This is a genomic window from Psychromarinibacter sp. S121 (genome assembly GCF_049801035.1).
Lineage (GTDB): Bacteria > Pseudomonadota > Alphaproteobacteria > Rhodobacterales > Rhodobacteraceae > Psychromarinibacter.
Genome location: NZ_JBNAGE010000001.1, coordinates 629,054 through 647,622, shown reverse-complemented (window position 1 = coordinate 647,622; position 18,569 = coordinate 629,054). Strand labels below are relative to the sequence as shown.

General features: G+C 66.8%; 21 protein-coding genes and 1 tRNA gene. 8 read left to right on the top strand and 14 right to left on the bottom strand.

From position 1 onward, the window contains the following. Positions 1–5 precede the first annotated feature (5 nt). Both ACP156_RS03200 and ACP156_RS03195 read left to right on the top strand, forming a co-directional pair. A complete protein-coding gene (locus ACP156_RS03200) occupies positions 6–989 on the top strand; it encodes a sialic acid TRAP transporter substrate-binding protein SiaP (RefSeq protein WP_425049842.1) in 984 nt (327 codons plus the stop codon). A 106-nt stretch (positions 990–1,095) separates the two neighbouring features. Beyond that, entirely contained in the window at positions 1,096–1,545 is a 450-nt protein-coding gene (locus ACP156_RS03195) for a type II 3-dehydroquinate dehydratase (protein ID WP_425049841.1), read from the top strand. 7 nt (positions 1,546–1,552) lie between these two features. Here ACP156_RS03195 and ACP156_RS03190 read toward each other — a convergent pair whose 3' ends face one another. Both ACP156_RS03190 and ACP156_RS03185 read right to left on the bottom strand, forming a co-directional pair. Next, on the bottom strand, positions 1,553–2,239 hold the full coding sequence (locus tag ACP156_RS03190) for a GntR family transcriptional regulator (protein ID WP_425049840.1): 687 nt from the start codon (positions 2,237–2,239) through the stop codon (positions 1,553–1,555). 11 nt (positions 2,240–2,250) lie between these two features. After that, on the bottom strand, positions 2,251–2,928 hold the full coding sequence (locus ACP156_RS03185; RefSeq protein ID WP_425049839.1) for a GntR family transcriptional regulator: 678 nt from the start codon (positions 2,926–2,928) through the stop codon (positions 2,251–2,253). Positions 2,929–3,094: 166 nt separating this feature from the next. Here ACP156_RS03185 and ACP156_RS03180 point away from each other — a divergent pair, with 166 nt between their 5' ends. Together ACP156_RS03180 and ACP156_RS03175 are read left to right on the top strand one after the other, a co-directional pair. Further along, positions 3,095–3,991 (top strand): NAD-dependent epimerase/dehydratase family protein, encoded by an 897-nt coding sequence (locus tag ACP156_RS03180; protein WP_425049838.1) that lies wholly within the window; start codon positions 3,095–3,097, stop codon positions 3,989–3,991. Then, positions 3,988–4,716, top strand: coding sequence for an SDR family NAD(P)-dependent oxidoreductase (locus ACP156_RS03175; protein WP_425049837.1), 729 nt, complete (start codon positions 3,988–3,990; stop codon positions 4,714–4,716). Before ACP156_RS03180 ends, ACP156_RS03175 begins: the two co-directional genes overlap by 4 nt. Before the next feature lie 28 nt (positions 4,717–4,744). Here the strand turns inward: ACP156_RS03175 and ACP156_RS03170 are convergent, their stop codons facing one another. The 5 genes from ACP156_RS03170 to ACP156_RS03150 are packed head-to-tail and all read right to left on the bottom strand — an operon-like array spanning position 4,745 to position 9,294. Then, positions 4,745–5,569 carry an aldo/keto reductase gene (locus ACP156_RS03170; protein ID WP_425049836.1) on the bottom strand — a complete coding sequence of 275 codons (825 nt, stop codon included), beginning with the start codon at positions 5,567–5,569 and terminating at the stop codon, positions 4,745–4,747. 12 nt (positions 5,570–5,581) lie between these two features. Beyond that, positions 5,582–6,574, bottom strand: a complete 993-nt coding sequence (locus ACP156_RS03165; protein ID WP_425049835.1) for an alcohol dehydrogenase catalytic domain-containing protein — start codon at positions 6,572–6,574, stop codon at positions 5,582–5,584. Positions 6,575–6,585: 11 nt separating this feature from the next. Continuing rightward, the gene (locus ACP156_RS03160; RefSeq protein ID WP_425049834.1) at positions 6,586–7,863 is read right to left on the bottom strand and encodes a TRAP transporter large permease; all 1,278 of its coding nucleotides are present in this window, start codon (positions 7,861–7,863) and stop codon (positions 6,586–6,588) included. Continuing rightward, complete coding sequence (locus tag ACP156_RS03155; RefSeq protein WP_425049833.1) at positions 7,860–8,324, bottom strand: TRAP transporter small permease; 465 nt, start codon at positions 8,322–8,324, stop codon at positions 7,860–7,862. The genes ACP156_RS03160 and ACP156_RS03155 overlap by 4 nt, the downstream gene beginning before the upstream one ends. Positions 8,325–8,331: 7 nt before the next feature. Then, positions 8,332–9,294, bottom strand: coding sequence for a TRAP transporter substrate-binding protein (locus tag ACP156_RS03150; protein ID WP_425049832.1), 963 nt, complete (start codon positions 9,292–9,294; stop codon positions 8,332–8,334). 186 nt (positions 9,295–9,480) lie between these two features. Between ACP156_RS03150 and ACP156_RS03145 the strand changes: the two genes are divergently transcribed. Then, on the top strand, positions 9,481–10,299 hold the full coding sequence (locus tag ACP156_RS03145) for a sugar phosphate isomerase/epimerase family protein (protein ID WP_425049831.1): 819 nt from the start codon (positions 9,481–9,483) through the stop codon (positions 10,297–10,299). A 58-nt stretch (positions 10,300–10,357) separates the two neighbouring features. On the opposite strand, the gene ACP156_RS03140 is transcribed toward ACP156_RS03145, so the two are convergent. The 3 genes from ACP156_RS03140 to ACP156_RS03130 all read right to left on the bottom strand — a co-directional run bounded on the left by ACP156_RS03140 (position 10,358) and on the right by ACP156_RS03130 (position 13,789). Beyond that, complete coding sequence (locus ACP156_RS03140) at positions 10,358–11,056, bottom strand: hypothetical protein (RefSeq protein ID WP_425049830.1); 699 nt, start codon at positions 11,054–11,056, stop codon at positions 10,358–10,360. Positions 11,057–11,059: 3 nt separating this feature from the next. Further along, positions 11,060–12,745 (bottom strand): FAD-dependent oxidoreductase, encoded by a 1,686-nt coding sequence (locus tag ACP156_RS03135; RefSeq protein WP_425049829.1) that lies wholly within the window; start codon positions 12,743–12,745, stop codon positions 11,060–11,062. An 84-nt stretch (positions 12,746–12,829) separates the two neighbouring features. Further along, a complete protein-coding gene (locus tag ACP156_RS03130) occupies positions 12,830–13,789 on the bottom strand; it encodes a YeiH family protein (protein ID WP_425050812.1) in 960 nt (319 codons plus the stop codon). A 358-nt stretch (positions 13,790–14,147) separates the two neighbouring features. Here ACP156_RS03130 and ACP156_RS03125 point away from each other — a divergent pair, with 358 nt between their 5' ends. Continuing rightward, positions 14,148–16,034 carry a bifunctional sugar phosphate isomerase/epimerase/4-hydroxyphenylpyruvate dioxygenase family protein gene (locus tag ACP156_RS03125; RefSeq protein ID WP_425049828.1) on the top strand — a complete coding sequence of 629 codons (1,887 nt, stop codon included), beginning with the start codon at positions 14,148–14,150 and terminating at the stop codon, positions 16,032–16,034. A gap of 120 nt (positions 16,035–16,154) precedes the next feature. Continuing rightward, a complete protein-coding gene (locus ACP156_RS03120; protein ID WP_425049827.1) occupies positions 16,155–16,283 on the top strand; it encodes a hypothetical protein in 129 nt (42 codons plus the stop codon). Here ACP156_RS03120 and ACP156_RS03115 read toward each other — a convergent pair. The 3 genes from ACP156_RS03115 to ACP156_RS03105 all read right to left on the bottom strand — a co-directional run bounded on the left by ACP156_RS03115 (position 16,274) and on the right by ACP156_RS03105 (position 17,765). Then, positions 16,274–17,086: a YdcF family protein gene (locus ACP156_RS03115; RefSeq protein WP_425049826.1), complete on the bottom strand. Its 813-nt coding sequence runs from the start codon at positions 17,084–17,086 to the stop codon at positions 16,274–16,276. The two genes, ACP156_RS03120 and ACP156_RS03115, sit on opposite strands and share 10 nt — an antisense overlap. A 68-nt stretch (positions 17,087–17,154) precedes the next feature. After that, positions 17,155–17,231: transfer RNA gene (locus tag ACP156_RS03110), tRNA-His, on the bottom strand. Positions 17,232–17,282: 51 nt separating this feature from the next. Next, positions 17,283–17,765: a GNAT family N-acetyltransferase gene (locus tag ACP156_RS03105; RefSeq protein WP_425049825.1), complete on the bottom strand. Its 483-nt coding sequence runs from the start codon at positions 17,763–17,765 to the stop codon at positions 17,283–17,285. 109 nt (positions 17,766–17,874) lie between these two features. Here ACP156_RS03105 and ACP156_RS03100 point away from each other — a divergent pair, with 109 nt between their 5' ends. Then, a complete protein-coding gene (locus tag ACP156_RS03100) occupies positions 17,875–18,072 on the top strand; it encodes a DUF6324 family protein (RefSeq protein WP_425049824.1) in 198 nt (65 codons plus the stop codon). A 4-nt stretch (positions 18,073–18,076) separates the two neighbouring features. Here ACP156_RS03100 and ACP156_RS03095 read toward each other — a convergent pair whose 3' ends face one another. Further along, positions 18,077–18,538 carry an MmcB family DNA repair protein gene (locus tag ACP156_RS03095; RefSeq protein WP_425050811.1) on the bottom strand — a complete coding sequence of 154 codons (462 nt, stop codon included), beginning with the start codon at positions 18,536–18,538 and terminating at the stop codon, positions 18,077–18,079. Positions 18,539–18,569: the final 31 nt, after the last annotated feature.

Here is an 18,569-nt window from a genome sequence, read left to right as displayed (position 1 = left end):
AACCAATGATCAATCTCACCCGCCGGCTCGCGCTTGGCGCCTTCGCCGCATCCGTCGCCCTGACCCCGCTGACCGCGGCGGCGCAGGACGCGCCAGAGCTGACCTTCTCGGCCGTCTTCTCGCAGAACGACATCCGCGCCGAGATGATGGAGAAGCTGAAGACCTCGGTCGCCGACCTGTACGATCTGCAACTCTACTACGGTGGCACGCTGTTCGCGCAGGGCACCGAACTGGTCGCGATCCAGCGCGGCAACCTCGACATGGGCAACATCGCGCCGCAGGACATCGCCAAGCAGATCCCCGCGTTCTCGATCCTGACTGCCGCCTACCTGTTCCGCGACGCCGACCACCTGAAGACCTTCTTCGCCAGCGAACCCGGCGCCGAGATGATCGCGATGGCCGAAGAACAGCTGGGCATCCACATCCTCGGGCCCACCTACTTCGGCACCCGGCAGGTCAACCTGCGCGGCGACAAGGAGATCATGACGCCCGAGGACATGGCCGGGATCAAGCTGCGCATGCCCGGCGGCGACGCGTGGCAGTTCCTTGGCGAGGCGCTTGGCGCCAACCCGACGCCGATGGCCTATGCCGAGGTCTACACCGGTCTTCAGTCCGGCGCGATCGACGGGCAGGACAACCCCTTCCCGAACGTCGAGAACATGAAGTTCTACGAGGTGACGGACCAGATCGTCCTGACCTCGCATCTTGTGGCCTATGACCTGCTGGTGATTTCGCAGCGGGTCTGGAGCGAGATGACCGACGACCAGCGCGCCGCGTTCCAGTCCGCCGCCGACGAGGCAATCGCGTGGAGCACCGACCAGCACCTTGCCCGCGAAGGCGAGCTTGCGGCGTTCTTCGAGGGTGAGGGCCTGAAGATCTACGAACCCGACCTCGTCGCCTTCCGGACCTTCGCCCAGCAGAAATACCTCGACTCGGACCTGTCGGCGGACTGGCCCGAGGGGATGCTGGACCGGATCAACGGTCTCTGACACCCTTCCCTTCGGGGTCCGATGACCCTGCACCGGGGCGCGGCACTTGCGCCCCGGCCGTCGAAGACTGCCGCGCCCGTTCGGGGCCAAAAAGGAAAACAACCAGATGCCACAGCCGATCTACGTCCTGAACGGCCCCAACCTGAACCGCCTTGGCGTGCGCGAGCCCGAAATCTACGGCAGCACCACGCTGGCCGAGGTCGAAGCGCTGTGCCGCGCCGCCGCCGGACCGATGCCGCTGGAGTTCCGCCAGACGAATTCCGAAGACACGATGATCGACTGGATTCACGAGGCGACGGACAACGGGTCAGGCATGATCATCAATCCCGCCGCTTTCACATTCTACTCAATGGCGATCATGGACGCGTTGAAGATGTTTGGAAAACCGCTGATCGAGTTCCACATCTCGAACATTCACAAGCGCGAGCCGATGTATCACGACTCGCTGGTCTCGGGTGTGGCGACGGCGGTGCTGGCCGGGCTTGGCGCGCGGGGCTACCCCCACGCCGTTCGCATCCTGATCGAGATGATCCGCGAGGAACGCGCCGCCGCCTGATGCGGCCCTACCCGTCGAAACGGCCAGACTGCGCGACATGCTCGCGCCCGACGGTGATGTGGTCGGTCAGCAGCACCTCGGCCCCCGCCACGTCCCGCGCCATCACAAGATCGCGCAACGTCTCGTGCTGGCGCGCCACGTCCGGGCCACGGAACGACAGCGCCAGCAGGTGATAGCGCATGTACCGGTCGAAGGCGTTCGAGTGGCTCGCCATCAGCGCCGGTGAATCGCAGGCCGAGATCGTCGCGTGGTGGAAGTCCCAGTCGTACTGGACCCAAGCCGACACCGGCACCTCCTCGCCCGCCATCAGCCGCGTCTCGACCGAGTGCAGCTTGTGATAGGCCGACACCACCCGCGCCTCCCACTCCAGATCGCCCGCCGCGATGGACCGGCGCAGCGCGTGGCGTTCCAGCAGCAGGCGCAATTCCGAGATGTCGTGCAGGTCCGCCATCGACACCGGGCTGACCTCGAACCCGCGCTGGCCCTCGGCGATCACGAACCCCTCGACCACCAGCCGGTTCAGGATCTCGCGCAGGGTGGTGACGCTGGTGTCATAGGTCTCGCGCAGCCGGTCCAGCCGCAGCTTCTGGCCGGGAACAAGCGTGCCTTGCATGATGTCGAAGCGGATCCGGCGCAGCGTGCGCTCGCCCGTGGTTTCGCCGTGGTGTTCGTCGGTGAAGGTCTTGGCTGCCATCCGTGGTGCCGTCAGGCGCCCTCGTCCAGCGCCGCGAGGGCGTTGGAATAGTTCGGCTCCATCGCGCCGATGTGGATCTTCAGCAGCCGTTCCAGTTCGGCGGCGTCGCGCGCCGCGATGGCGTCGGCGATCGCCACGTGCTCGGCATAGGTCGTGTGCCGGTGCAGGCTGAGTTGGGCCGACAAATGCGCCCGCAGGGCGGCAAGACGGCCCGAAGCGATGTCGAACGCCTCGACGAAGAACGGGTTGCCCGCGTTCTCGAAGAAGGTGTTGTGAAACTTGGTGTCCGCCTCGGCATAGGCCAGCGAGTCGTCGGCGACCCGCGCGGCGTCCATCATCGCGATGGCCACCCGAAGCCCCGCATGGGTCGCATCGGGCGCGCGTTCCATCGCAAGCCGCCCCACCATCAGTTCAAGGTGCAGGCGGTAGTCGACCAGCGCATGCAGTTCCTCGGCATCGGGCTTGAACACGATGCTGCCCCGGCGCGGCAGAATGTTGATCAGACCCTGCATCTGCAAAAGCGTCAGCGCCTCGCGCACCGGCGTCCGGCTGACATCCATCGCCACGGCGATTTTCTCTTCCGAGAGCGGTTCACCCAAGGCAATCTCGCGGCGCAGGATCGCTTCCTTCAGCCGCTCTGCCACCGTCGCCGCCAGAGACTGAGGCCGGTTGATCGGGCTCTTCTTCATGGGATTGATATTCTTGTTCGCTTTCAGCGCCATGTACCCAGCCGCCCTTCACCGTCCGATCATCGCGCGAAGTGTATCTGAAGTATCAGGTACGTCCAGCACATCGGTTAATTGACATACAGTACCTCAGTAGATACGTCATCGACAGGTTGGGCAAGGAGGAACCATGAGGGTCCTGGTAACCGGAGGCGGCGGGTTCATCGGCGCATGGATCATCCGAAGACTGGCAGAGGCCGGGCACGACCCGGTCGTGTTCGACATGCAAGAGAACCGCGCCAAGCTGGCTGAAATCGCCGGGGCGGATCTGGCGGACGGCATCGACTGGCACACGGGCGACATCGTCGCCACCGGCGATGTCGAGACGGCGGCGAAGGACTGCGACGCGCTGGTGCATCTTGCGGGTATTCTGACCCCCGCCTGCCGCGCGAACCCGATCCTTGGGGCGAACGTGAACCTGATCGGCACGCTGAACGTCTTCCTCGCCGCGCGCGCCCACGGCATCCCGAACGTGGCCTATATGTCCAGCATGGGCGTCTTCGGCCCCGACGGCGGTGCCGAGCCCTGCCCCACCACGCTGTACGGCGCGTTCAAGCTGGGCGCCGAGCACAGCGCGCGCGCCTTCTTCGCCGAGGACGGCATCACCTCGACCGGGTTCCGGCCCTATGTCGTCTACGGCCCCGGCCGCGATGGCGGTCTGTCGGCTGGACCAAGCCTTGCCTGCGCGGCGGCAGCGCGGGGCGAGGCCTACACCATCCCCTTCTCGGGCGGGATCGACATGATCCACGCCGACGACATCGCCCGCATCTTCCTGACCACCATCGAGGCACCGCCGCAGGGCGCAAACGTCGTCACGCTGTTGGGCAACGAGACCACCACCGACACGGTCGCGGACACGATCAACCGGATCGCACCGGGCGCGCGGATAACCGTGGACGGCCCGCCCATGCCCATTGACGGGCCCAAGTCGGAACCGCAGCTGGCGCAGCTGTTCCCCGGCTGGACGCCACGGCCGCTGGAAGACGGGCTGGCCGACACAATCGCATTCTACAAGGAGCGGACATGAACAGGTTCGAGGATCAGGTCGCCATCGTCACCGGCGGCGCGCGCGGCATCGGTCGCGGCATCTGCCAACGGCTTGCGCAGGAAGGCGCGAAGGTCGTGGTCTGGGATCTTGCCGAGGCGTCGACCGAAGGCCCCCACGCCCCGGCGGCCAGCATGACTGTTGACGTGGCCGACCCCGCTTCGATCGAGGCGGCGATGAAGGACGTGCTGGACCGCTTCGGGCGGCTGGATGTCTTCGTGAACAACGCGGGCATCAGCGGCCCGGTGGCGGATGTCGAGCACTATGACCTCGCCGACTGGAAGCGGGTGATCGACATCGACCTGACCGCCGTGTTCCTGTGCTGCCGCGCCGCCATCCCTCAGATGAAGGCGCAGGGCTACGGGCGCATCGTCAACGTCGCTTCCATCGCGGGCAAGGAAGGCGTCCCGGGCATCGCCGCCTATGCGGCGGCCAAGGCGGGCGTGATCGGGCTGACCAAGTCGCTGGCGAAAGAGCTGATCCAGACCGGCATCCTTGTGAATGCCGTGGCCCCGGTGATGGTCGAGACGGAACTGCTGCAACAGATGACGCCCGAGCACATCGCCGCCAGCAAGGCAAAGATCCCGATGGGCCGGTTGCTTCAGGTCGACGAATTGGCGGCGCTGGTCGCTTTCGTCGCCAGCCCCGAGAACTCGTTCACCACCGGCGTCGCCTATGACGCCTCGGGCGGGCGCGGCACCTACTGACGCCGCACCACGCGCGGACGCAGCCGGATCAGGCCGCGTCCCACTCCGGCGCCCACTCGAAATCGCTTTTGCGCTCTTGCCGGTCGAGGCCGGAAATCGTCGCCATCTCGGCCTCGCTCAACTCGAAATCGAAGATGTCGAAGTTCGCCTTGATGTTCTCGATCCGCGACGAGCGCGGGATGGCGGCGACGTTGTCCTGTTGCACCAGCCAGCGCAGCGCCACCTGCGCCGCCGACTTCCCATGCGTCTCGCCGATCTTCACGATCTCGGGTTCCTTGAACACCGCGCCGCGCGCGATGGGCTGGTAGGCGGTGACGATCATGTCGCGCGCGCGGGCCGAGGCCAGCAGCTTCTTCTGGGCCAGCAAAGGGTGATACTCGATCTGGTTGTTCACCAGTTCCGCGCCGCAGGTGTCGATCGCCTCGGCCAGCAGCGGAACGGTGAAGTTGCTGACGCCGATGCTGCGGGTCCGGCCCGTGTCGCGCGCCTCGGTGAAGGCGGCAAGCGTGTCGCACATCGGAACCTCGCGGCCCGGCCAGTGGACAAGGAACAGATCGACATAGTCCATCTGCAACCGGTCAAGGCTGTTGGCCATACTTTGCCGGACCTGATCCGGGGCAAGGCTGTCGAACCAGACCTTGGTGGTCACGAACAGGTCTTCGCGTGGAACGCCCGCCTCGCGGATCGCCTGCCCTACCTCGGCCTCGTTGCCATAGCGGACGGCGGTGTCGATGTGGCGATAGCCGTGCTCGATGGCGCTGCGGATCGCGGCGACGCCCTCGGGGCCGGTCAACTCGAACGTGCCGAGGCCAAGCGCGGGCATGGTGATGCCCTTCGCGGTCTTGTAAATCATGGGGTCACTCCTTCAGGCGGTCAGAACGATCTTGGCGGCGGCGACGGTGCCACCGTCGATATCGGCAAAAGCGCGGCTGCCGTCGGCCATCGCACGCCGTTCCACCCAAGTAAGCGGACCCAGCGCGCCGGCCGCCAGCAAGGCCACGGCCTGCCGGAAGTCCGCCACGGAATAGCAGTATGCGCCGAGGAAGGACAGTTCGCGCAAGGTAAGCGCGCGGACATCCACGCCCTCGCTGCCCGGCAACAGCCCGCTGTGGACGATGACGCCGCCCCTGCGCGCCAAAGCGAAGGCCAGCGCGCGCGTGGCCCCTGCCCCCACGGCGTCGAAGATCATGTCGCAGCTTCCCGCCTCGGGCGCGTCTTCGGGTGCCACGGCGCGGATGCGGTCCGACGCGGCTTCGGCCGTGGCGCGGCGGGCGGCGTTGGTTTCCACCACCACCACTTCGCCCGCGCCCTCGGTGATCAGCACCAGCGCGGTGGTCAGGCCGATCGCGCCGCCGCCCATGACGACCAGCCGCGCGGTCGACAGCGGACGGGCCAAAGCCCGCACCCCCAGCGCCACCGCATGCACCGAGACCGCCAGCGGTTCGGACAGGGCGGCGACGTCGAAGGGCATGTCGTCGGGGATCGGCTCGACGTTGCGCTCGGGCACGACGACGTACTCTGCGAAAGACCCCGCGTGCGGCGGCAGGCCGATGTTCTTCTGCGCGTTGCACAGTTGCGGCGCGCCCGACAGGCATTCGGTGCAGCGGCCGCAGTTCAGGAACGGGTTCAGCGCCACGCGGCGCCCGTCCAGCGCGCCGCCCTGCACCACGCCCGCCGCCTCGTGGCCCATGATCATGGGTGGCACGCGGCGCGGGTCGTGTCCATGATAGCCGTGCATGTCGGACCCGCAGATGCCGCAGGCCTCGACCTTCAGAAGGACCTCGCCCGCGCCGGGTATCGGCGCGGGGACGTCGCTCCACTCCATCCGGGACGTGCCCCTGTAGACGATGGCTTTCATGATCGCGGCGCTCAGTAGAACAGCGACGGCAGGAACAGGCTGATCTGCGGTACGAAGGTCACCAGCAGAAGGGTCAGGAAGTTCAGCAGCAGGAACGGCAGCGACGCCCGGACCAGCCGCCCGACCGGCACCTTGGCCACCGCCGCGCCCACGTACAGGCAATTGCCCACCGGCGGCGTCACCAGCCCGACACCAAGGTTCACCACCATGATCGCGCCGAACTGGATCGGGTCGACCCCCTGCGCCACCGCGACCGGCAGCAGGATCGGAGCGAACAGGATCAGCGCCGGAACGAGATCGACGAACATCCCGATGACCACGAGAAACAGGTTGATCAGGATCAGGATCATCCACGGCGCGACATCGAGGCCGTTGAAAAAGTCGACCAGCGAGGCCGGAAACTGCTCGATCGCGACGACCCACGCCACGACCGAGGTGGTCGAGACCACGAACAGCGGGATCGCGGTGTTGACCGCCGCCTCGACCACGATGGTGCCAAGCTGGCGGAAGGTGAACTCGCGGTAGACGACGCCCGCAAGGAACAGCGCGTAGACCACGCCGATGACGCCCGCCTCTGTGGCGGTGGTCAGGCCGGTGACGATGGCGCCCAGCAGGAAGACCGGCAGCAACAGCGGCAGGATCGCATCCTTGAAAGCGTCCCAAAGCTCGGTCACGGGCGCGCGGCTTTCGGCCTGCGGCCAGCCCTTGCGCTTGGCCATCACGTAGACGGCGACCATCAGGAACAGCCCGACAAGGATACCCGGCACCAGCCCGGCCAGGAACAGCGCACCGACCGAACTGCCGACGGTCACGCCGTACAGAACCATCGGGATCGACGGCGGGATCAGCACGCCGATGGTAGACGATGTGATCGTGATCGCGCCCGCGTCCTCGCGGCTGTAGCCCTGTTTCTCCATCGCGGGGATCATCAGGCTGCCGACGGCGGCGGTATCCGCCACGGCCGAGCCAGACACGCCGCCGAAGAACATCGACGAGGCGACGTTGACGTGCCCCAGCCCGCCCCGGATGTGGCCGACCAGCGCGGTGGCCAGCCGGACCAGCCGCCCGGCGATCGAGGTTTCGCCCGCCAGCGCGCCGGCAAGGATGAACAGCGGCACGGCGACCAGCGGGAACGAGTAGACCCCGTTGACCATCTTGTGCGGGACCTGCGCCATCGGGAAAGTCCCGTCCAGCCAGAAGGCCCCCATCGCCGCAGAGCCGATGGCGATGGCGACGGGCACGCCGATGATCAGGAGAACGAAGAAAACGACGAAGACCGTCAGGATCATGTGGAAGCTCCAGCGCCCGTGCCACGAAGCAGACGGACAAGGTTCTCGATGCTGCACAGCGCCATCAAAGCGGCGGAGATTGGCATGCAGAGATAAAAGTAGCCGCGCGGGATCTTCAGCGCGTCGGACAGGCTGTTCATCGCGCCGGACACGATGGTGTAGCCGTAGAAAACAAGGGCCACGAGGAACCCCAGCACCACCAGTTCGGCGAGGATCGACAGGACCCTCTGCACCGTGGCGGGCAAGGCATCGACCAGCGCCGAGAACGCGATGTGGCGTCTTTCGTAGAAGGCGACGACCGAGCCCATGAACACGATCCAGATCAGGATCACGTTGGGGACCTCGTTCGCCCAATAAAGCGAGTTGCGCAGGCCGTACCGCCAGAACACGCCCATCGCCACGCTGATGACCAGCGCGACGATGAGGATGCCGATAAACCAGCGCAGGACTTGGTTTATCACTGCCACGTCATTCTGCCTGCAGAACGGCGTCGATCAGGTCGCGGCCGATGGTGTCTTCGGACGCCGCATAGGATTCCTCGGCACCGGCGCGGAAGGATTCCTTGTCGATGTCGCGGATGATGGTCAGGCCCGACTCTTCAAGCTGGGCCACCAGATCGGCGTTGGCCTGACGCGCGGCTTCCACCTGGATCAGGCTGCCGGCCTTAGCGGCCTCGACCACGGTGTCCTTGACCTCGTCCGGCAGGCTTTCCCAGAACGAGCGCGACAGCACGAACTCGGTCGGGATGTTGGCGTGGCCGGTCAGGCTCATGGTCGACTGCACTTCGTGGAACTTCGAGGTCCAGATGTTCTCGGGCGGGTTCTCTTGCGCGCTGACGACGCCCTGCTGCAGGGCCGAGTAGACTTCCTCGAACGGCAGCGGCGTCGGGTTGGCGCCCCATGCCTTGAACGCGGTCAGCCACGGCTGGACGTTCGGCACCCGGATGTCGAGACCCTGAAGGTCCTCGGCGGACCGGATCTCGGTGCCGTTCGTGGTGATGTAGCGGAAGCCCAGTTCGCCCCACGCCAGCAGCTTGAAACCGCGTTCGTACAGGATGTCGTTCAGCGTCTGCTCGACCTCGCTGTCCGAGTGCAGCACGGCATCCACGTGCGCATCGTCGCGGTAGATCATCGGCAGGTTCAGCACGTCGAGGCGCGGGTCGATCTGGCCGTGGCGGCCGATGATGGCGCCGTCAAGCGTGCCCAGTTGCATCGCTTCAAGGTACTCGGTCTCGGTGCCAAGCTGCGCGGCAGGGAACACCTTGATGTCGAAACGGCCGGGAAATTCGGCCTCGAGCACCTCTTCAAACTTGTCGAGCCACAGCGCGTAGGTGTGCGCCTCGGGCATGTTGTGCGCGATCCGCATCGTGATGGTCTCCTGCGCCGAAGCGGCGCCGACACCGAACCCGAATGCGACCGTCGCGGCGGTCATGGAAATTCTGCCAAGCAGAGCGTTCATCTTAGTCCTCCCTCTATCGGAACAATCGGCCTTCGCAGGCATCCCCGCCTACCGAATGGCCTTCAGATTGCGCCGATACTTGGCAACTGAGGTACTGTATGTCAATAACTGATCAAACAAGACCGGCGCTCTGCCGGCAGAGATAAGGATCAACGCCCCGTGAACCGCAGCTACTGCCTGTCGTACCTCACCCTCGAGCTGTCGCCGCCCGAGACGATCACCCTTGCGGCAGAGGCCGGCTATGATTCCGTGGGTATCCGGCTGATGCCTGCGCTTGCGGGGGGACAGGCGTTTCCGCTGTGGGAAGACCCGGCGATGCTGCGCGAGACAGAGCGGCTGATCGCTGCGACCGGCGTGCCCGTGTTCGACATCGAGATCGCGCGGATCGACGGGCAGACCACGGTCGACGCATGGATGCCGATGCTTGAAACCGCCGGGCGTCTGGGCGCTCGCACCGTGATTGCCGCGGGCCTCGACGGCGACGAATCGCGGATGACGGACACGTTCGCCGCCCTGTGCGAAGCCGCGCGGCCGCATCGCCTGTCGGTCAATCTCGAGTTCACGCCGTGGGCGCCCCTGAACAGCGCGGCGGCGGCCACGCGGGTCGTCGCGGCGGCGGGCCAGCCGAACGGAGAGGTTCTGATCGACACCATCCACGTCGCCCGCTCCGACACGTCGCTGGACGACCTGCGTGCGATCCCCGCGGACCGGATGAGCTATCTACAGATCTGCGATTGTCCGTCGGAACCGGCGACCTCGACCGAAGAACTTCTGTTCACCGCCCGCGAAGAACGCCTGCTGCCCGGCGAAGGCGGCGCGGACCTTCAAGGCATCATCAACGCCCTGCCCGCCGACCTGATTGTCAGCGTCGAAATCCCCAGCCACCGCCGTATCGCCGAGATGGGCCATGCCGCATGGGCCAAGCTGTGTCTCGACGACTCTCGCCGCGCAATGGCGGCGTTCGACGCCGCCCGGTGACGGAACACCCGGCCCTGCACGCGAACGCGCGGGGCCGGGACATTGCGGTGCCAGCCCCTTATGCGACGGCCGCCATATCCGCCGACGATAGCTCGTAGGCGAGGTTGTAGACGATGGTCTGCGGGTCGCTCAGGCCCAGCCCGCTGTCGGCGATCACCTTCTCGAAGGCCGCGACCGAGGCTTCAAGCTCGGGCTTGCCGCTGCCCTCGATCAGAACCACCACGTCGAAGCCCTGTTCGGCCATGCCGGGCCGCATATCGGTCTCGCGGGTGCGGATGTCGGACACCTCGTTCCGGGCGGCACCCACGTGGACACAGGCGGCGCCGGTGACGTTCAGCAAAGCCTTGCACAGCCCGTTCGCCCCGGCCGTCAGCACATCGTCCTGCCCCTCTGCCAGCGTCAGCCGGATCGTCGCCATCGCGCCGCCGTCGCCGGTGCCGGCAGAGGCCAGACGCTCGCAGGCCACCCGCAGGAAGTTGCGAAACGAGGGCTGCACCTTCCCGGACCACTCGGTCGGGTTGTTCAGCCGCTCAAGATAGGCGGGCGAGCGGAACACATCGAGGTTTTCCGCTGTGTAGACAGTGCCATAGCGGTATTTCTCAAGCGCGTGGTCGATCAGCCGCTTGCCGACAAGGAACCCCGGAACCGACAGCCGCTCGGGCATGTGCTCGCGCGTGTGCCATTCCATGTACTCGGTCTGCGCCGAGGGTTCGATATCGTGCCACATGGCCAGAAAGGCGTTGCCGGGCAAGGTCATGTCTTAGGTCTCCTTCCGAGTGGCGGCATGACGTGCCGCGACATATCCGAATGTCAGCGCGGGGCCGATGGTGATGCCGGGGCCGGGATAGGCGCCGCCCATGACCGAGGCCATGTCGTTCCCGGCGGCATATAGCCCCTCGGTGGGCGCACCCGCCGCGTTCAGCACCCGCGCCTGCGTGTCGGTCACGACGCCCATGGCGGTGCCGATGTCGGCGGGGTGGATCTTCAGCGCGTAATACGGCCCCTCGCCCATCGGGCCGAGGCAGGGGTTCGGCCCATGCGCCGGGTCGCCAAGGTTGCGGGCATAGGCGGTGGTGCCGCGACCGAAGTCGGGGTCCTTCCCCTCGGCGGCATAACGGTCGTTGCGGGCGAAGCTGTCGGCCAGCGCATCGGGATCGGCCCCGATGGCTTTGGCCAGATCCGCGACGGTGGCGCCTTCCGCGATATAGCCCTCGGCCACCCACGGCTTCAGGTTCCGGGTCAGCGGACGGATCACGCCCAGCCCATAGCGGCGGATGAAGTCCGCGTTGCAGACAAGATGACAGGGGATCGCGCCCGCGTTGTACATGCCGCCGACGAAGCGGTGGTACGAGGTGGACTCGTCGACAAAGCGGCGGCCTTCCGCGTTCACCGCGATCACGCCGGGCTTGGCGCGGTCGAGGACGAAATGCGGGAACACCGCCTTGGACCCGTCGGCGCGCGTCCGCACCGAGGCGGGCGCCCAGAAGGCCGCGTTGTCATAGCCGATCTCCAGCCGCCCCCCCGCCGCCAGCAGCAGGTCGACCCCGCCACCCGCGTTCGACGCAGGCACGGCGGAATGCGCCGCCACGGGCTTCGGGTACAACTCGTCCCGCAGCCGCGCGTGATGCGAGAAACCGCCGGTGCTGATCACCACGCCGCACCGCGCATTGATCCGCTCGCCACCCGCAATGACACCGGTCGCCCGGCCATCCTCGACCTCGATCCGCTCGACGGTTGTTCCGGTGCGGATCGTTACGCCATGCTCCAGCAGGAAGGCCAGCAACCGCCCCGCCAGCGCGTTGCCCATGACCAGCCGACGCCCACGCGGACCGGCCAGCCGGTCCACCCCATGCCGCAAGAGCAACTTCGCCGCGTGGGCAGAGCTTTTCGCGGATTTCGTCGCGTTCAGCAGGTGGGTGATATCCACCCGGTCAACCATCATGCCGCCGAAAATAGTGAACTCTGGCAGCGGCGGGCGCAGCAGCGCCAGCGATTTGCCAAGACGCCGCCCGTCGAAAGCCCGCGCGCCCAGCGCCCGGCCACTGGTCACGGCGCCGGGCATATCGGTGAGATAGTCGGGATGGTACGGGTACGGTGCAAGATCCAGCGCCCCCGCCCCCTGCAAGCGCGCGATCATCTCGGGGCCGCGCGTCAGGAAGGCGTCGCGCATCTCGGCCCGCGACTGGTTGCCCACCACGCTGTCGAGATAGCGCCGCGCCGCGTCCGGGTCGTCGTCGCGCGACAGGATCGAGTTCGGCACCCAGGCGCTGCCCGCCGACAGGGCGCTGGTGCCGCCGACATGGGGTGACGCCTCGATCAGCAGGACGCTCAGCCCCTCAAGCGCAGCGGTCGCCGCCGCCGCCATCCCCGCCGCGCCAGCGCCGACAACGACAAGATCGTGGGTGTTGGTGTCCATGGCCCGTCCGTACATTGCACGGTCGATCAATCACGTGACATACTGTATGTCAATAACGTGGATGCAAGCCTCGTCATATCACGGATGCAATGCATCGCCCCCGTTGTGGCCCGGTCAGGGGTACAGCCCCAGCCCGACGATCCCCCACAGCGCAAGCCCCGCAAGGAACAGCGTCTCGGCGACGATCAGGGTGATCGCGCCGCCGCCCACCTTCAGGATGTTGCGTAGGTCGGTCTTCATCCCGACCGCCGCGATGGCCGCCAGCAACGCCCAGGACGACAGCCGCGCCAGCACCGCCCCCACCGCCTCGGGGATCAGGCCAATCGAGTTCAGCCCCGCCAACACAAGGAAGCCCAGCACGAACCCCGGTACCAGCGGCGGCCGCCGCCCCTCGGCCTCTGACGACTGGCGCGAGAAGATCAGGGTGATCACCATGACCACCGGCGCAAGAAAGGACACGCGGATCAGCTTCACCAGCGTCGAAGTCTCGCCCGCCTCTTCCGAGATCGAGAACCCCGCCCCCACCACCTGCGCCACATCATGCACCGTCGCGCCGATGAAGGCCCCAGCGGTCTGGTCGTCAAAGCCCAGCGCACGCGTCAGGATCGGGTACAGAACCATCGCCAGCGTCGACAGCACGGTGACACCCAGCACGGTGAACAGCAGGTCGCGCTCTGACCGGTCCGACCGGGGCAGCACGGCGGCCAGCGCCATCGCCGCCGACGCGCCGCAGATCGCCACCGCGCCGCCCGTCAGCACCGCGAACCGGGCGCTTTGGCCGGTGATCCGCGCCAGCAGCAGACCGAAGCCGATGGTCAGCACGATGCCCGCCACCAACAGCGCGATCATGCCCCACCCCAGCGACATCAGCATCTCGGCGCTGACCCGCGCGCCCAGCACGGCCACACCCAGTCGCAGCACCGACCGCGCGGTGAAGTTGATGCCGGACGACGTCGGCCCCGGATCGCCAAGGAAATTCAGCGCGATACCGAACAGCAGCGCCATAAGCATCGCGGGGGCGCCATAGTGTTCCGCCACGAACTGCGCCGCCAGCGCGACCAGCGCCGACACCATGATCCCGGGGAACAAGGCCCGCGCGCGCGTGCCGAACGCCTTCGGGGTCAACGTGGGCAACCGGCGCACCCACATGGCCTAGGCGCGCGCCCGCGACGGGACCATCGCCGTCCCCGTCATCGCCATGCTGCGCGCCCCGTCATTGCCGATATGCCTCCCGTTTCATCGCCGGGCGATGCTGCGATTACCGTGCAGGCGCCGTCAAGCGCCGGGCCGCCCGAAAACACGATCTGTCGCCCGCCCGACGCGCCTCCACGCCCCCTGACGCGCCTTCCCGCTGGTACGGACCGGCGCGCTTCGGTACACAGGCGAAAGGACCTCGTCGCCGAAACGACTTCCGCAACAAGGGATTGCCACCATGAAGACCTCGATCGCGACCGTGTGCATTGCCGGTGACCTGCGGGAAAAACTGGCGGCCATCGCCGCCGCAGGCTTCGATGGAATCGAGATCTTCGAGCAGGATTTCATCACCTTCGACGCCTCGCCGGAAGACGTGGGCGCCATGGTGCGCGACCACGGGCTGGAGATTTCGCTGTTCCAGCCGTTCCGCGACTTCGAGGGCCTTCCCGAGCCCGAACGCACCCGCGCCTTCGACCGGATGGAGCGCAAGTTCGACCTGATGCAGGAGCTGGGCACCGACCTCGTTCTGGTCTGTTCCTCGGTCCACCCCAAGTCGCTTGGCGGCATCGACCGGATGGCCGCCGACTTTGCCGAGCTTGGCACCCGCGCCGCCGCGCGCGGGCTGCGCGTGGGCTACGAGGCGCTGGCGTGGGGCAAGCACGTCTGGGATCACCGCGACGCGTGGGAGGTGGTGCGCCGCGCCGACCATCCGAACATCGGCCTGATCGTGGACAGCTTCCACACGCTGGGCCGCAAGCTGGATCCGGAATCGATCCGCCGCATCCCCGGCGACAAGATCTTCTTCGTGCAGCTTGCCGATGCCCCGTTGATCGAGATGGACCTGCTGTACTGGTCCCGCCACTTTCGCAACATGCCCGGCGAGGGCGATCTGGACGTGACCGCCTTCATGCGGGCCGTCGCCGCTACGGGCTATGACGGACCGATCAGCCTTGAGGTGTTCAACGACCAGTTCCGCGGCGGCTCTCCGCGCGCCATCGCGCTGGACGGGCACCGCTCGCTTGTGTGGCTGATGGATCAGGTGAAGCGCGCCGAGCCCGGCATCGCCATCGACGTTCCCGACATCCCGCCGCGCATCACCCCCGAGGGCGTCGCCTTCGTCGAGTTCGCCGCGAACGAGACAGAGGCCGAGGGCCTGCGCAAGCTGTTGCGCTCGCTGGGCTTCCGGCTGGCGGGACGCCACATCGCCAAGCAGGTCGAACTGTGGCAGCAGGGCGAGATCCGCATCGTGCTGAACACCGAACCCGAGGGCTTCGCCCACACCTCGCACATCGCCCACGGGCTGAACGTCTGCGACGTGGGTCTGGCCGTCGACAGCGCCGCCGCGACGGTGGAACGCGCCACCGCGCTTGGCGCGACGCCGTTCCGGCAGCCGGTCGGACCGGGCGAAATGGACATACCCGCGATCCGGGGCGTCGGCAGTGGCCTTTTGCATTTCATCGACCAGACCAGCGACCTTGCCGGTGTCTGGAAGACCGAGTTTGAGCCGGTCGAAGAACCGCTGCACGACGCGGGCCTTCTGCGCATCGACCACATCGCGCAGACCATGAACTATGAAGAAATGCTGACGTGGTCGCTGTTCTACACCTCTCTGTTCGACACCAAGAAGCAGGCGACGGTGGACGTGGTGGACCCCGGCGGGCTGGTCCGGTCGCAGGCCATCGAGTCGCCGGACGGCGCGCTGCGCGTCACCCTGAACGGCGCCGAGACGCACCGCACCTTCGCGGGCCGTTTCATCGCCGACAGCTTCGGCTCGTCGGTGCAGCACGTGGCCTTCGCGACCGACGACATCTTCGCCACCGCCGAGGCTTTGGAACGCACCGGCTTCGCCGCACTTCCGATGCCCGAGAACTATTACGACGACCTCGCCGCGCGGCTGGGGCTGGACGCGGATTTCGTGGCCAGCCTTCAGGCGCACAACATCCTTTACGACGAGGATGCCGAGGGCGCGTTCTTCCAGATCTACTCGCGCAGTTTCGGCGACGGGATCTTCTTCGAGATCATCCAGCGCAAGCACGGCTACAAGGGCTACGGCGCGCCCAACGCGCCCTTCCGCGTGGCCGCCCAGCGGCGGATGATGCCGCAGCCCGGCATGCCGCGCCGCTAGGCCGTGGGGCGCCGGCGCAACGGTCGGCGCCTCCCCTGCGGGTTTTTCCCGCCAGCGTCACAAAACCCCAACAGGAATCACCTAAAGCGCCCATAAAACAAAGGGCCCGGGGATAGTGACATGACTGAAATCGATCCAGTCCGCTTCGTCTTGAATTCATGCTTCGGCACCGCCGAACGCACCATGGCGCACCGCCTGATCGCGTGGTGGCGGGGCGAGCCGACCCTCTACGACGTGCTTCAAGGCTGAGCCAGACACCCCGGCGCGGTGTCGGGTGAAACGCCGCGTCCCGTGACACGATAGCCGATCCGGCCGATCCACTCCTTCACGCCGGTGTTCAGGTCGCGCAGGTTCTCCGCCAGGTTCCAGCCCAGCGCCCGGCCCGCACCTCTGGTGCGGTGATCCACCGGCCACGGCACCAGCCCGGTCCATCCGGCGGCGCAGAAGGTCTCGACCGCGCGGGGCATGTGGTAGGCGCTGGTCACCAGAAGCCAAGTGCCCTGCGCCTCGGCTCCCAGCACGCCCAGCGCATTGACTGCATTCTCGGCGGTGTTGCGGGACCGCCCCTCAAGCCGCAGCCGCGAAGGGTCCACCCCGGCCGAGGTAAAGATCGCTCCGGCCAGATCCGCCTCGACCACCGGGCCGGCCAGATAGGCGCTGCCGCCCGCGAAGGCCACGATCGCGTCGGGAAACCGGTCCGCCAGCGCGATGCCGGCCAGAAACCTGTCGCCCGCCTCGTTCACGTTGGGCTGGCCCCAGTGGGCCGAGACGTCGTCGACTTCCGCCCCGCCCAGCACGATGATCCCCGCAACCTCTGTTACACTGGGGTCCGGCGGATAGGCTGCCTCCAGCGGTCGCAGCAGCAACCCGCCCAGCGGCAAAAGCGCCAGCAGCACCAAAAGCCCGGCCCCTGCCCCCGCAAGCCGCATCCCCCACCGCTGCCGCCCGCGCGCCAGCAGCCACAGGCCAAGCACCAGCAGCAGCAAGATCACCGAATCCGGCCGTATCAGGAACCAGGCGATCTTCGCGGCGATGTAGAAAAGCGTATCCAAACCCGTCTCCGGAACAGTCCGGGCGCACAGGGCCGCATCCGCGGGCCAAGGTCAACTGTCGGGAAAGATGGTACCGCCTCCCTGGCTTGAACAGGGGACCTCTGGATCCACAATCCAGCGCTCTAACCAACTGAGCTAAGGCGGCACTGGCGGGCGAAGTATCGCCATGAGCGCATAAATGCAAGAGCCTTCTGGCCTAGAATTCGTATGCCCAGTGCTGCTCTGTCACGTCCATCCCGAAACTGTGGGCCTTGACCGACGACAACAGCCGCCAGCCGGTGCGGGCGTACAGCGCACAGGCCGCGCGGTGGCTTTCGTGGGTCCACAGTTGCATGCCCGCATAGCCCTTCGTCTGAGCGAATCCCATGCATTCGGCCAGCAGGCGGCGGCCCAGCCCCAGCCCCCGCGCCTCGGGAAGCAGCAGGAACAGGCGCAGCTTCGCGGTGCGGTCGTCCTGTCTGACGCAGAAGATGCAGCCCAGCCGCTGGCCTTCGCGCCACGCGACCCAGCCGCGTTCGCAGGTTTCGTCGTGATCCGCGAAGAAGGCCGCGACGATCTCGGCGACAAGGGCGGGAAAGCTATCGTCGAATCCCTCGTCGCGGGCGTAAAGCGCGCCATGCATTTTTACGATCCAGTCGGCGTCATCCGGCGTCGCGGGTCGCAGTTCGGTTTCCGTCATCGCATCCTCCCCGCGCATCGGACGCAGTCCGCGCCCGTCCGTCAAGAACCCTTGCGACGCGCCGCGCCTTGCGGTACCGCCGCGTCCATCCACGCGAGGAAACACAGACATGAGCATCAACAGCGAAAGCGACATCGAGGCCAATCTGCAGATCGGCCCGACTTCGGAGGGCATGGTGCGGATTTATGTCGAGGGCAACGGGATCGAGATCCCGATGGATTTCGACCCGGAAGAGGCCGAGGAAATCGCGGAAGAGATCCGCGCCGCTGCCGCCCGCGCCCGCACCGCCAACAAGAAGCGGAAGTAACCGGCTACCACGCCGTCATGTTCAGATCCGGATCGCGCGCCGCGTGCCAGCGCAGCGCCGCGTGCCGGGCGAACTTCTGCAACATCACCTTGCGCCGCGCGCCGGGAAGCTTGTCTTCCGGCGCCATGCGCAGGATCTCGGCGTCGTAGGCATCGGCGATGATCAGCCCGGTCCCGTCCGGCAGCAGGTCGGTCGGGAAATCCGCGTCGACCGCCCAGAAGAACCGGTCGCACCATTCCAGATAGCCCTGCCACTTGTGGTCCGATTGAAAGTCGGCGCGGCTGGACTTGCACTCGACGATCCAGACCTCGCCCTTCGGACCCAGCGCCATGACGTCGACCCGAAGGCCCGGTGTCGGAGTAAGTTCTTCCACCGTCACGAAATTGTGGCTCAGCAAATGTCGGCACACACCCCGTGCCAGCAGCTGGCCGGGCATCTTCTGCGGAGGGACAAGGTCGTCGGGCATGGTGTCGGGCATGTCGCAATCATGAACATTA